This window comes from Corynebacterium sp. KPL2830, assembly GCF_040225635.1.
GTDB lineage: Bacteria > Actinomycetota > Actinomycetes > Mycobacteriales > Mycobacteriaceae > Corynebacterium.
In genome coordinates this window covers 39,586-52,306 of record NZ_JBEHFR010000006.1, presented here as the reverse complement: position 1 = coordinate 52,306, position 12,721 = coordinate 39,586, and the positions used below count along the sequence as shown (strand labels likewise).

11 protein-coding genes are annotated in these 12,721 nt (G+C 58.5%); 5 read left to right on the top strand and 6 right to left on the bottom strand.

Going from position 1 to position 12,721, the window contains the following annotated elements:
• Positions 1-10 precede the first annotated feature (10 nt).
• On the bottom strand, positions 11-652 hold the full coding sequence (pcp, locus tag ABRP87_RS03545) for a pyroglutamyl-peptidase I (RefSeq protein ID WP_349867769.1): 642 nt from the start codon (positions 650-652) through the stop codon (positions 11-13).
• Between the two features lie 250 nt (positions 653-902).
• Complete coding sequence (locus tag ABRP87_RS03540) at positions 903-2,018, bottom strand: thermonuclease family protein (RefSeq protein WP_349867768.1); 1,116 nt, start codon at positions 2,016-2,018, stop codon at positions 903-905.
• 422 nt (positions 2,019-2,440) lie between these two features.
• Here ABRP87_RS03540 and ABRP87_RS03535 point away from each other — a divergent pair, with 422 nt between their 5' ends.
• The gene (locus ABRP87_RS03535) at positions 2,441-3,802 is read left to right on the top strand and encodes a dicarboxylate/amino acid:cation symporter (protein WP_278723989.1); all 1,362 of its coding nucleotides are present in this window, start codon (positions 2,441-2,443) and stop codon (positions 3,800-3,802) included.
• Between the two features lie 45 nt (positions 3,803-3,847).
• On the opposite strand, the gene ABRP87_RS03530 is transcribed toward ABRP87_RS03535, so the two are convergent.
• The 3 genes from ABRP87_RS03530 to ychF form a co-directional block, all read right to left on the bottom strand.
• Positions 3,848-4,762, bottom strand: a complete 915-nt coding sequence (locus ABRP87_RS03530; protein WP_490290484.1) for a cation diffusion facilitator family transporter — start codon at positions 4,760-4,762, stop codon at positions 3,848-3,850.
• Positions 4,763-5,068: 306 nt separating this feature from the next.
• Positions 5,069-5,602 (bottom strand): type 1 glutamine amidotransferase domain-containing protein, encoded by a 534-nt coding sequence (locus ABRP87_RS03525; RefSeq protein ID WP_349867767.1) that lies wholly within the window; start codon positions 5,600-5,602, stop codon positions 5,069-5,071.
• 98 nt (positions 5,603-5,700) lie between these two features.
• A complete protein-coding gene (gene ychF / locus ABRP87_RS03520) occupies positions 5,701-6,786 on the bottom strand; it encodes a redox-regulated ATPase YchF (protein ID WP_349867766.1) in 1,086 nt (361 codons plus the stop codon).
• A 47-nt stretch (positions 6,787-6,833) separates the two neighbouring features.
• Here ychF and ABRP87_RS03515 point away from each other — a divergent pair, with 47 nt between their 5' ends.
• The 3 genes from ABRP87_RS03515 to ABRP87_RS03505 all read left to right on the top strand — a co-directional run bounded on the left by ABRP87_RS03515 (position 6,834) and on the right by ABRP87_RS03505 (position 10,285).
• Positions 6,834-8,303, top strand: a complete 1,470-nt coding sequence (locus ABRP87_RS03515) for an AI-2E family transporter (protein ID WP_349867765.1) — start codon at positions 6,834-6,836, stop codon at positions 8,301-8,303.
• Between the two features lie 36 nt (positions 8,304-8,339).
• The gene (locus ABRP87_RS03510) at positions 8,340-9,410 is read left to right on the top strand and encodes a DNA recombination protein RmuC (protein WP_349852566.1); all 1,071 of its coding nucleotides are present in this window, start codon (positions 8,340-8,342) and stop codon (positions 9,408-9,410) included.
• 65 nt (positions 9,411-9,475) lie between these two features.
• Complete coding sequence (locus tag ABRP87_RS03505; protein WP_349867764.1) at positions 9,476-10,285, top strand: DUF6542 domain-containing protein; 810 nt, start codon at positions 9,476-9,478, stop codon at positions 10,283-10,285.
• 74 nt (positions 10,286-10,359) lie between these two features.
• Here the strand turns inward: ABRP87_RS03505 and ABRP87_RS03500 are convergent, their stop codons facing one another.
• Positions 10,360-11,310 (bottom strand): 4-hydroxy-3-methylbut-2-enyl diphosphate reductase, encoded by a 951-nt coding sequence (locus ABRP87_RS03500; RefSeq protein WP_349867763.1) that lies wholly within the window; start codon positions 11,308-11,310, stop codon positions 10,360-10,362.
• Between the two features lie 153 nt (positions 11,311-11,463).
• Between ABRP87_RS03500 and xseA the strand changes: the two genes are divergently transcribed.
• Positions 11,464-12,705 carry an exodeoxyribonuclease VII large subunit gene (xseA, locus tag ABRP87_RS03495; RefSeq protein ID WP_349867762.1) on the top strand — a complete coding sequence of 414 codons (1,242 nt, stop codon included), beginning with the start codon at positions 11,464-11,466 and terminating at the stop codon, positions 12,703-12,705.
• Positions 12,706-12,721 lie beyond the last annotated feature (16 nt).

The following is a 12,721-nucleotide window of genomic DNA, read 5'->3' as shown; positions in this document are numbered from 1 at the left end:
CAAGGCGACCCTAAGCGCTTTTCGCCACGGCGCTAATCGCGCATTCCACGCCCCGCACGACGTCCGCGAGCTCCAGCATCGGGCTGTTTTCCTTATTCTGCTCCTTAATAAACGGAACGTGGATAAATCCTGCTTTTACCTGCGTATCTTTGAAATGGTGCAGCAGGCCATAGAGCAGGTGGTTGCAGACGAATGTTCCCGCCGTGGTCGAGACTTGCGCTGGAATCTCGGCCTCCTGAATCGCTGCAACCATTGCCTTGACTGGCAGGGTGGAAAAGTACGCGGCCGGGCCGCCTTCAACCACTGGTTCATCGCTGGGCTGGTTACCCGCATTATCCGGAATGGAAGCATCCGCCAAGTTGATGCCCACCCGCTCCGGAGTGATATGGCCCCGCCCGCCGGCCTGTCCCAGGCAGACCACCGCGTCCACGTTTTCTTTCTCGGCCACAGCAATGGCCTGCTTCAACGCTTCACCGAATACCGTTGGCACAGGGTGCTTAATAATCTGCGCGCCGCCGATTTCATCCGGCAGCCTATCCAGCGCGCGTTCCGTAGGGTTAATTTCTTCGCCACCAAAGGCATCAAAAGCAGTTACCAGAATCTTCATCATTCCAGTATGGCAGCTGACGGCGCCCCGCTGCTGTGATTTCACGCGGTTCTCTTAGTTTCCTCGTAGTGCCCCATCGCCCTTCGCGCTCACCGGCGGCGGCCTTTAGCGGGGCGCCGTGCTCGCGGTGAGCGCGAAGGTGAAGTGAACAAATTCGAGCGGACGGGCAGTCCGCTAAATCGGATTCTAGGGTGCGCCTCCCCACCCCCGCCCTTCGTGCTCACGTGGAAGCGCTAGCTCAGACCGTCTGGTCTTCGCGGTGAGCGCGAAGGGCGGGGTGATGAAAACTGAGCAGCTAGCCGATTTGTTGCTTGGTCGTGCAATCAATCTTCGCGTAAGCACGGCCCTTCTTATCCACAGAGGTTAAGGCGTAATTGCCGCCGTATGCACGGCACCCGGTGTAGGTATCCACGCGTGGTGCCTGTTGCGGCTGCGGGGCGACGTACTGACTTCCGCCCGTGTTCAAATTAGACCCTGCGGCGGGCGCTGTGGCGTCTACATGTGCATCTTCTGCCAGTCGCCTCTCGTGCTCGGCCTCTCGCTCCGCCGCTTCTCGCTCAGCTGCTTCCTGGCGCTCGCGCTCTTGTTCCCTTCGCTCCTCTTCTCTTTCCTTTTCCCGCTTGGCGGTCTCTACCTGTTCCTCAATTTCTTCTTCATGCTCAGATAGTTCCTTCTCCATCTGTTTTGCCAAGCGCTCTGGAGCTTCTGGATAAGCGGCTTTTTGGAACTCACTGCGATCATCGCTACGTCCACGCAAGGCTTCCAGCCCCTTCCGGGCAGCGTAAATCTGGGCAAGAGCCTTTGCGGCCCCACCGTCATCGTCGCTATCGATGTTGGCAGCAATAATTCCGATCCCAGCGGCAGCAGCCGTAGCACTTTCAGCTTGTTGAAGTGACTCTGCCATATCCTCATCGCTGGATACTTGGCATTCATCGGAAACCCCGAAGACTCCCGTGCCCTTAGTCCGCGGACCGCTTTCTGCTTCTTTTACCTCGTTATAGAACTTGCCATTAGCGCCAATCTTTTTGGCAACCGCAAGCCCCTCAGCAGCAATGTCTGCATTTACGAGATCGCCTCCAAGAAAGACACCGGCTAATGTGCGCCCATACTTATCAGTCTTCTCCTCGTCGTATTCCAGTGTCACCTCGGTTCCTTGTGGCAATCGACCTTCGAGGTACTCCTTAGCTTCTTCCGCTAAGCACTCGCTGGGCTTCCCGTTGCGCCCGATTTCGGGAGTATCGATATTAAGGAGTCGAACCCTCGTCTTTTCGCCATCAAGCATGACGTCTATGGTGTCGCCATCGATGACGCGATTAACCACTGCGCGCTCATCACTATTCGCTGCACCGACTCCCATCGACACCACGCCACCGAGTACGGCAACGCCAATTAATGGCTTTATCCAGCCCACGCCTCTACCTCCTGTAAAAGAAATAAGAGTAAAGGTACCAGGAGGTTCACGGGCTACCTATTGGGTACACCCAGCATCTTGTTAGCTCCATCTTCTCCCCTGCCCTTCGCGCTCACGGGGGATGGGAGCACTGGCAGAAATGAGGCTCGCGGTGAGCGCGAAGGGCGGGGCGCGGGTTGAGGAGGTGATGGGTTACAGGGCAGGGATGAAGGGCGTGGGCTGAGGAATGCGGTGTGGGTGAGAGCGTACACGGGTGCTGAACTGCTTAGTCTACAAAGCAGTCTTAACGGCATCGCAGCTGGAAACGAGACCCTTTTTCCTTGTGGTTTGACGCATGGAATAAAGTAAGACTGGTCGAAGTTGAACAGAACCGTACTAAGAAAATAGTCAGACCTGTTCAGTTGATTTCTAAAGGACGTTCTATGACACAAAAAGTTTCCTCTCGCTCCAAGCTCCCTAGCTGGGCAACGGGGTTTGGCGCGCAAGTCATTGCGGGCCTTATCATCGGCCTTATCCTGGGACTGATCGCATCTGGCATGGATACCGATCCTGATAATCCAGGGTGGCTGACCAACCTGCTCAGCGGTGTGGGTGGCGCCTATGTCCAGTTATTGAAGGTCATGGTTCCGCCGCTCATCTTCGCCGCGGTGGTCACCTCTGTGGCTAACCTGCGCAAGGTTGCCAATGCCGCATCCTTGGCCGTTTCTACGTTGATGTGGTTCGCCATTACGGCGTTCTTCTCCGTCATCGTGGGCATCGTCGTGGCATTGGTCATGAAGCCCGGTGCCGGCGCGAGCGTCGATGCATCCGCTGCAAAGGATCCATCGAGCGTCGGTTCGTGGACTGCCTTCTTCGAGCAGCTGCTCCCTCAAAACTTCATCGGGCTTACGGCCTCTGCTAGCGATGGCGAAGTTACCCTCAACTTCGGTGCGCTTCAGCTGCTGGTTATTTCCTTAGCCATTGGTATTGCCGCCGTACAGACCGGTAAGGCAGCCGATCCGTTCTTGCACTTTACGGAGTCCTTCCTCAAGGTCATCCAGAAGGTCCTGTGGTGGATTATCCGCCTGGCACCGATTGGTACCGCAGCTCTTATCGGTAAGGCCGTTGCTACCTATGGTTGGGACGCACTTGGCTCGCTGGGCAAGTTCGTCCTAGCAATGTATGTGGGTCTGGCCATCGTCTTCGCCGTGGTCTACCCTGCGGTGCTGAAGTTCAACAATATTCCGGTCAAGGGCTTCTACAAGCGCATCTGGCCGGTAACCTCCTTGGGCTTTGTCACCCGTTCTTCCATGGGTGTTATGCCCGCAACGCAACGCTTTAGCGAACGCGCCTTGGGCGTTCCCACCGAGTACGCGTCCTTTGCAGTGCCCCTCGGCGCTACTACGAAGATGGATGGCTGCGCCTCCGTCTACCCTGCTGTTGCTGCGATCTTCGTCGCGCAATTCTACGGCGTAGACCTAGACTTCACGCAGTACCTGCTCATCATCTTCGTCTCCGTTATTGGTTCTGCTGCTACCGCGGGTACCACTGGCGCGACGGTTATGCTCACGCTGACCCTGTCCACGCTGGGACTGCCATTGGCTGGCGTCGGTTTGCTGCTGGCCGTCGAGCCCATCATTGACATGGGCCGTACGGCGCTGAACGTCACGGGTCAGGCATTGTGTGCGACGGTCGTCGCCAAGCGCGCAGGCATCCAGAACCAAGAGGTCTGGGATGAAGCCGAAAATGGCGTCAAGCACATCATGGAGGAAGATTCCGACGAGGAAGTAAGCGTCAACGCTTAATAAATCGCGAACGAAGGCCCAGGGCAGTACGCCTTGGGCCTTTATTTATTGCCGGAATGGAAGTGGGCGGCGATGCGCGACGCCGGCTGGCTCCACGTGGATAAACACGCTGCATCCGGGGAAAAGCTGGTCGAGGGCGACTTCGACGTCGTCGGCGATCTCGTGCGAGTATAAAACGCTCCAGTTCGCCGGCACCTCCATGGTCAGGTAGACCATTCTTTGCCTGCCGGAGGCTACCGTGCGCCGGTCCGTGAAGGTCACGGCCTTTTCTTTTTCCAGTTCAGTTAAGAGATCCCAAATCTGATCCTGCTCTTCTTCCGGGAGGGCTTCAGAAAGCAGGCTGCTGACGGATTCGCGCAAAATCTTAAATCCCGTCCACAAGATATTGATGCCAACGGCCAAGGCTACAAGCGCGTCGAGCCACAGCCAGCCCGTAAGATACACCGCAGCCATGCCTGCGAGGACGCCGACAGAGGTCCACACATCCGTAAGCAGGTGGTGGCCATCGGCATTCAGCGTCGCGGAACGGTAGCGCTTGCCCGCCTTAATCAAGGCCAAGCCGACGCCCAAGTTGAGCAGCGAGGACAAGAGCGACAGCGCTAAGCCCCAGCCGCCTTCTTCAACGGGCTGGGGAGTAATGAGGCGCTGGATCGCGGTGTAGATGATGGCCCCTGCGGCGAGGAAGATCATCGCGCCTTCTACCAACGCGGACACATACTCGGCCTTGCCGTGTCCAAAGTGGTGATTGTGATCGGCGGGCTTGGCGGAAATGCGCAAGGCGCAATAGCCCGCGATGGCGGCTGCGAGGTTCACGAGGGACTCAAGGGCGTCAGAGAAGAAACCTACCGAGCCCGTTAGCCAAGCCGCCAGGGATTTCAAGATAATCGTCGCCACCGCCGCGGCGATGGACAACATCATAAAGCGCTCTAAAATGCGCTGCTCAGAACTTAGAGAAGACAAGGTCTACTACTCTCCCTTCGGCAACCAAAATCAGTCCGAAGGTCTCGTTCGCATCAAAGGCATCGATGCTGAGTGGCCGGGCTTTGAAGCCAGTGTGTCGACCAGTCATCGCGGCGCAATAGGCGCCGTAGGAACTACTCCCCTTCTGAGGTCATAGGTTAGCAGACAGAGGGAAGGGGAAAAATACAGCCAATGCCTGGATCCTCTCATGGGCCCTTGCAGCCGCTAGAGACGAAAAATCTCCCTACGAACCAGAAGGTTTCTCACCATCTGGCTCGTAGGGAGTAATGAAGGGGCTAGCCTAATTTAGTGCTGACCCTCTGCGAACTCTTCGACCAACTTAGCGTTGAATGCAGGCAGGTCGTCCGGGGTACGGGAGGAGACCAAGCCCTGGTCGCAGTGGACCTCCTCGTCAACCCAGGTAACACCTGCGTTGCGGAGATCGGTTTGCAGGGACGGGAAGGACGTCAAGGTACGGCCCTTGAGTGCATCTGCATCGGCTAGGATCCAACCGCCATGGCAGATGGCGCCCAAGGGGCGGTCCTCGCCCATGTGCTTACGCACGATGCTAACGGCTGCCTCGTCCAAGCGGATGAGGTCAGCGTTATTGGTGCCGCCAGGCAAGATGATGCCGTCGAAGGTCTCACCCTCGGAGTCCTTGGTCGTAGCATCAACGTTAATCTCGGTACCGTTCTTGCCCGTAATGGTGCCAGCCTTAGGCGCCAGAACCTTCACGGTAGCGCCGGCCTTCTGCACGGCCTCTAGCGGAGAGGTCAGTTCGGAGTCTTCAAAGTCATTGGTAGCAATGATTGCAATCGTCTTGTTTTCTAGCTCAGCCATTATTATGACCTCCTTATTGTTGTTGGGTACGCAAATAGGATAACTCTACATTCGCGCACTCGCCACGTTTACTTTCGCGACCTGCAACAAGCTAGGATTTAGCCACCGATCTTGAAGTCACACACGTCGCCATCGTGCATGATGTAGTCTTTGCCTTCTTGGCGGACCTTGCCGTTGGCGCGCGCCTCGGCCATGGAGCCGGCGGCAACGAGATCGTCAAAGGAGACGATTTCCGCCTTGATGAACTTCTTTTCAAAGTCGGTATGAATAACACCGGCGGCTTGAGGGGCGGCAGCGCCTTGTTTAATGGTCCACGCGCGGGCTTCCTTTTCACCAGCGGTGAGGTAGGTCTGCAGTCCCAAGGTGGAGAATCCGGCCTTGGCCAAGGTAGCCAAGCCGGGCTCTTCTTGGCCTACTGCCTCGAGCAACTCGCTTGCCTCGTCCTCATCCAGCTCCAAGAGCTCGGACTCGGTTTGTGCATCGAGGAAGACGCAATCTGCTGGGGCGACGAGCTGGCGCAGTTCGTCCTTCTTGGCGGCATCGGTAAGCACAGCCTCATCCGAGTTAAAGACGTAGAGGAAGGGCTTAGCCGTCATCAGGTGCAGCTCGCGCACGAGGGAAAGATCAATCTCGCCGGACTTGGCGGCGGCGAAGAGGGTGCGGTCATCCTCCAGGATTTCCTGCGCCTTCTTGGTTGCCTCCACCACAGGTGCCAGGTCCTTATTCTTCCGGGCATCTTTTTCTAGGCGCGGCAGGGCCTTCTCGATGGTCTGCAGATCCGCCAGAATCAGCTCTGTATTAATAACGGAAATGTCGTTGCCGGGATCTACCTGGCCATCGACGTGGATGACATTGTCATCAGAAAAGGCGCGGACCACCTGGCAGATAGCGTCGGCCTCGCGGATATTAGCTAGGAAGGCGTTACCCATACCCTCGCCCTGCGAGGCACCTGCGACGATGCCGGCAATATCCACGAAGGACACGGTCGCCGGCAAGATGCGCTCGGAGTTGAACATCTTAGCGAGGGTGTCCAAACGGGGATCCGGCAGCTCCACCAAGCCGACGTTGGGCTCGATGGTGGCGAATGGGTAGTTGGCCGCCAAGATTTCGGAACGGGTCAGGGCATTAAACAAAGTGGACTTGCCCACATTGGGCAAGCCGACGATTCCTAGTGTAAGACTCACGGGGCTAATCCTAACGCACCTACCGCGTTATAAGGCAAGATGGTGGGGTGAGTTCTGATAAGCAACCAACACCCGAAAAGCCGCAGGCAAGCCCGGGCGATAAAATAGACGGTGACTTCGACACCAGCCAATTGGACGATGTATCGCCGCATCCCCCGGGCAATCAGGTCGATCGCTCCGTCATCGCGGGCGAAATGGTGAAGTCGACCTCCCTGTGGGCCGTGCGCCTGCTAATCATCGGCGTTTTCCTTTTTGCGATCTATCACGTCTTGGGTAGCTTCTGGCAGGGCATCCTGCCGGTGCTCTTGGCCCTTATTATCTGTACCGTGCTTCACCCCATGGCGCGTTGGATGCGAACAAAAGGACTGCCTGCAGGCCTGGCGGCGATTGTGACGATCCTTATCTCCTCGGCCGCCGTCGGTGGGCTCATCGCCTCGGTGGCACCGGATTTCATGCGGCAATCCCAGTCGCTCTACCTGCAAACGGTCTCCGGCATCCAGCAGCTCCAGGTGTGGGCCCAGGGCCCACCCTTGAACCTCGATAGCGACGATATGAGCACCTATATCGACGAGGCCGCAGGCTGGTTGCAGGAGCGTGCGGGCGTTATCGCCGGGTCCGTATTTACGGGCATCGGCAATGCCACCTCATTTTTCGTCACGGTGTTCATCGTCTTGGTGCTCACCTTCTTCTTCCTGAAAGACGGCACCAAATTCCTGCCGTGGCTGCGCAATGCCACCGGCCGGCGCGCCGGCTGGCACCTCACAGAATTGCTCACGCGCGCCTGGAATACCCTGGGCGGATTCATTCGGGCGCAGGCAGTGGTCTCGCTTATCGATGCCATCTTTATCGGCCTCGGCCTCGTGCTTATCGGCGTGCCCTTGGCGATGGCCCTGGCGATCATTACCTTCATCGCCGGCTTCATCCCGTTCGTCGGCGCCATTGTCTCTGGCGCGCTCGCAGTGGTTATCGCCTTGGTATCTTTGGGCTTTACCCAAGCACTGTTGGTCTTGGGCCTCGTTATTTTGGTCCAGCAGCTTGAAGGCAATGTACTCTCGCCGTGGCTGCAGGCAAAGGCCATGAACCTGCACCCAGTTATCGTTTTGGTCTCCGTCATCGTCGGCTCCGCGCTCTTTGGACTCATCGGTGGATTCCTGGCCGTGCCGACCGCCGCCATGATCGCGGTTGCCTATCGCTACGTGCAGGACATGATGAAGCTGCAGTCCGGGGAAAAACACTCCTCCGAGCTCAACTACTCCACCGTCGCGGGCTATCTCATCGGCCGCTATACCGAAGAGCAAGCGCAATACAAGCGCGAGCAATGGCGCAATGTTCCAGAACACGCCAGCCCCGATATCGCCGGCGCCGATGCGGCTTCCGATGGCGACTCCACCACGCTCGATGACTCCGTCGATGTCGATTCCACCCCGGAGGACTATGACGAGCCAAGCATGCGCTCCAACCTGCGCCGCGCGCGGGATGCCTTCGAAAATCTCTTGAACGGAGATTCGAATAAATAGTGTGCCGTGTCGGCAGCACGTGTCATAGTGGATTCCATGACATCCACTTTGCCCATGCTGCTGCTGTTTATCGGTCTCCTACTGGGTGCCGTTCTGGGATGGCTGGCCCACTCTCATTCCGCTTCCCGCTCCGCGCCGAGCGAGGAGCACCGGGCGCTGCAAGAATCCCAACGCCGCCAGGCCGAGCTGCAACCGCTAGAAAAGGCCATGGATAGGCTCGGATTCCAGCTACAAGAACTGGAAGAAGACCGCACCGCCCACTTAGCCTCCCTGTCCAGCCAAGTGCAGGCGGTGACCCGCACCTCGTCCCAACTCACGGAGCGCACGGATCAGCTCGTTACGGCCCTCCGCTCGCCCAATGTGCGCGGGCGATGGGGCGAGATCCAGCTAGAGCGCGTCGTCGAACTCGGCGGCATGAGACGGCACGTGGACTTCGATTCCCAAGTCTCTGCCCCCTTAAACGGCCGCATCGTGCGCCCAGATATGCTCATCAACTTGGCCGGTGGCAGGCATATCATCGTCGATGCCAAGGTTCCGTTCTCTTCATACCTCGATGCGCTAGAAACCGACGATCCAGAAGAACACGCCGGCTACCTGCGCCGCCACGCGCATCAGCTGCGCAGTCACATCCAGGCGCTATCCCACAAAGACTATATTGAGGCCTTCCAACCCACCCCGGAATTCGTGGTGCTCTTCGTACCCGCGGATCCTTTCCTCGATGCTGCGTTATCGGTCGATCCTGAGCTCATCGAGTTCGGTTTTGAACGCAACGTCGTCATCGCGACCCCGAGCTCACTCTTCGCGCTCTTGCGCACGGTAGCTATGGGGTGGCACCAGGAAGATATTTCCGCCAAGGCAAAAGAAGTCCAACGCTTGGGACGTGAGCTCTATTCGCGGCTCAATACCCTTTCGGAGCACTATGGCAAGGTGGGCCAAGGACTCGAAAAGGCAGTAGAAGCCTATAATTCCACGCTCTCCTCGCTTGATTCGCGCGTGGGCGTGACCGCCCGCAAGCTGCACGAAATGGAGATTCCCGGCCGCACGAACAGAGCGCCGCGCGAGCCCTCCCCCATTGATACGTGGCCGCGCGGGACAAATTCTTCTTAAAATCTAGGCAGTTTTACTGCGTGGATATAGCCATTGGCCCGCGCCAGACGGTAGGATTTTGCGACGTGTCACTAGCCAAACAACGAAAGCCTACCGCCGCGCAAAGCCTGAGCATGCCGAGCATCTCGCTGCTGAAGGGCCTTGGGCTATTGGCGGCACTTTTGCTCACCGGCGCATTGATTTCCATTCTTGCCGGCTCCATAGGCTGGATGTACTTTGCCTTTCTCATCATCAGCTCCCTGCTCATAGCGCTCATCGTTGAGGAGCGGGGATTATTCCTGTCCATCGCGTCCATCCCCATTTTGTACGCGGTAACCGTGGTGACGGCGGGAATCTTCATCACCAAGTCCAATGCTCCGGAAGGCACCAGTTTTTCTAAAACGTCCCTGCTGACCTCCGTGTATCCGCTGGTCCAGAACTTCCTGTGGTTGCTTATCGCGGTTCTCGGCGCGACCGCAATCGGCGTCTTGCGCTGGATGCGCTTCCGCAAGGCCGCCCAACGCGCTGTGAATCAGCAAAAGGTCGCGCGGCGCGCGGACATGAAGCGGGATCGCCAGAACCGCGCTGAACGGCTTTCCGTGGCGGAACTCATGGCGCGCAATAGATCCGAAAACCCGCAGGCCCCCTCCCCACGCGCCTCCCGCCGCAGATCACACGCACAGGCGCAACCTCCGCGGAAGCCGCAGGACCGCATCCGTGGCCGCGACCGAGAAGAGCGCCGTCGCGAGCAACAGGCGGAACGCGAAAATCGCTTGCAACCGGATCCGCACCGGCGCGCAGGGGACGTGATACCACCGGCCCCCGAACCAGATCCCGCTTCCTCGACAAAAGACACTGCCAAGAAGCAGCGTTGGGACGATAACCTCTACGAATAAACTAAACCGTGAGCCCCGGCACTCTTTAAGAGGCCACCAGGCTCACGGTTGTTGTCGTTTTAGGCGTTGCAGCGCTAGGTGCGGGCAGGACGCAGATCGCGCGGCAGCGCGAAAGTAATGGATTCGGTGGAGGTGGTCACTTGCTCCACGTCATTAAAGCCGCGCTCATCCAAGTATTCGAGCACCTCGCGCACAAGAAGTTCTGGCACGGAGGCGCCACAGGTCACGCCAACGGTCTCTACGCCGTCTAGCCACGATTCATCGATCTCGTCGGCAAAATCCACCAAGTGGGAGTCGCGTGAACCCGCCTCGAGCGCGACTTCTACGAGGCGCACGGAGTTGGACGAGTTCTTAGACCCCACCACGATCATAAGGTCGCACTTCGGTGCAATGGCTTTGACGGACTCTTGCCGGTTTTGAGTGGCGTAGCAGATATCATCTGACGGCGGGTTTTCTAGGTGCGGAAAACGCTCACGCAGCTTATTGACGATGACAACGGTCTCATCCACCGAGAGTGTGGTCTGCGAAATCCAGATGAGTTTCTCATCCTGCAGGTAGTCTGGCAGCTTGTCCACGCCGTCGACGCCATCGACCAGATGCGTAACATCGGGGGCCTCGCCCGCGGTGCCTTCTACCTCCTCGTGGCCTTCGTGGCCCACGAGGAGGATGTGGTAACCATCGCGCTCGAAACGCTGGGCTTCCTTGTGCACCTTAGTCACCAAGGGGCAGGTAGCGTCCAAGGTCAATTGCTTGCGCTCCTGCGCCTGATTGCGCACCGCCGGGGAGATCCCGTGGGCGGAAAAGACGAGGTGAGCACCCTCCGGGGCCTCGGCGGCCTCTTCAACGAAGATGACTCCGCGCTTGGCCAAAGATTCAACGACATAACGGTTGTGGACGATTTGCTTGCGCACATAAATGGGTGCGCCGTATTTTTCTAGCGCCTTTTCTACGGTCTCGACGGCGCGGTCCACTCCAGCGCAGTAACCGCGCGGTGCCGCGAGGAGAACATTTTTACCATCAGTCATGCCTCCCAGAGTATCGAAAGGTAAAGCAAAACAATAGTAAGGGCTATCCAGCAGGGAAAGCGCCCATCTAGGCCACCCAAGCGGGGCGCCACGTGCCTTGAGCACCTACACTAAAGGGCACCGTATGGCGCTGTAGATGGAAAGGGTGGCTGCGTGAATCAACCGGCAAATACTCCAGAGACCCCGTGGCCCGTGGGCCAGGTCAATGACCAGGTGAAGGGATGGATCGAGCGCCTTGGATACCTGTGGGTGGAAGGCCAATTAACGCAGATCAATTACAAGCCCACCTGGAAGCTGTCCTACCTCACCCTGCGCGATGTGCAGCAGGAAAAGTCGGTGCAATTGACCTGCTCTTCCTCAATGCTGCACAACTTGCCCACGCCGCTAAAAGATGGCGACCGCGTCATCGTACACGGCAAACCCGCCTTTTATGCTGGCCGCGGATCCTTTTCCCTGTGGACCACGGAGATCCGGCACGTGGGCATCGGCGATTTATTGGCGCGCATCGAAAAACTGCGCGCACAGCTCGCCGCCGAAGGCCTCTTTGATCCCGCACGCAAGCGCCCGCTTCCCTACCTCCCAGAGAAGATTGGCCTAATTACCGGCCGCGGTTCTGCCGCCGAGCGCGATGTCATGGCAGTCGCCCGCGACCGGTGGCCGGCCGTGCAATTCCGGGTCATTAATACTCCGGTTCAGGGGGCCAATACCGTCCCCGAGGTGATTTCGGCCCTGCAGGAGCTGGACGCCGATGCGGAGATTGATGTCATCATCATCGCCCGCGGCGGCGGTTCCGTCGAAGATCTCTTGCCCTTTTCTGAAGAAGCCCTGCAACGCGCCGTCGTGGCTGCCAGCACCCCGGTGGTCTCCGCGATTGGCCACGAGCCAGACAGCCCGGTGCTGGATAATGTCGCAGATTTGCGCGCGGCCACGCCCACGGATGCCGCCAAGCGCGTGGTGCCTTCCGTGGCAGAAGAACGAGCGATTATTGCAGAGGCGCGTTCCCGCATGGCGGCGGCGTTGCGCGGCTGGGTCGAACGCGAGCGCCGTGGACTGGATAATATCCGCTCCCGGCCGGTATTGGCCGATCCGATGACACCGATCCGCGCCCGGCGCGAAGAGGTCGAGCGCATGCGCACGAGCATGCGCCGCGAACTGCGGGTGCTCTTAGACCGCGAGACCCGGCACGTGGAGTCCCTTCGCGCGCGGGTTTCTGCTTTAGGTCCTTCGGCGACGCTTGCCCGTGGGTATTCTATTGTCCAGGTCTTGCCCAAAGATGGCAGCGATCCGGAGGTCGTTAGCTCTTATGAGCAATCACCGCCCGGCGCGCAATTGCGCATTCGCGTGGGCGATGGTTCCATCACCGCCGTGTCCATGGCCTCCCAGGCCGCCGATTAGCCAGAAATAGTAGGAG

What these genes read in the sequence shown, in the direction of transcription:
- ABRP87_RS03510 (WP_349852566.1), top strand. Translation starts at nt 8,340, where the DNA reads ATGACATCCACTTTGCCCATGCTGCTGCTGTTTATCGGTCTCCTACTG.
- ABRP87_RS03500 (WP_349867763.1), bottom strand. Translation starts at nt 11,310, where the DNA reads ATGACTGATGGTAAAAATGTTCTCCTCGCGGCACCGCGCGGTTACTGC.
- ABRP87_RS03525 (WP_349867767.1), bottom strand. Translation starts at nt 5,602, where the DNA reads ATGGCTGAGCTAGAAAACAAGACGATTGCAATCATTGCTACCAATGAC.
- ABRP87_RS03535 (WP_278723989.1), top strand. Translation starts at nt 2,441, where the DNA reads ATGACACAAAAAGTTTCCTCTCGCTCCAAGCTCCCTAGCTGGGCAACG.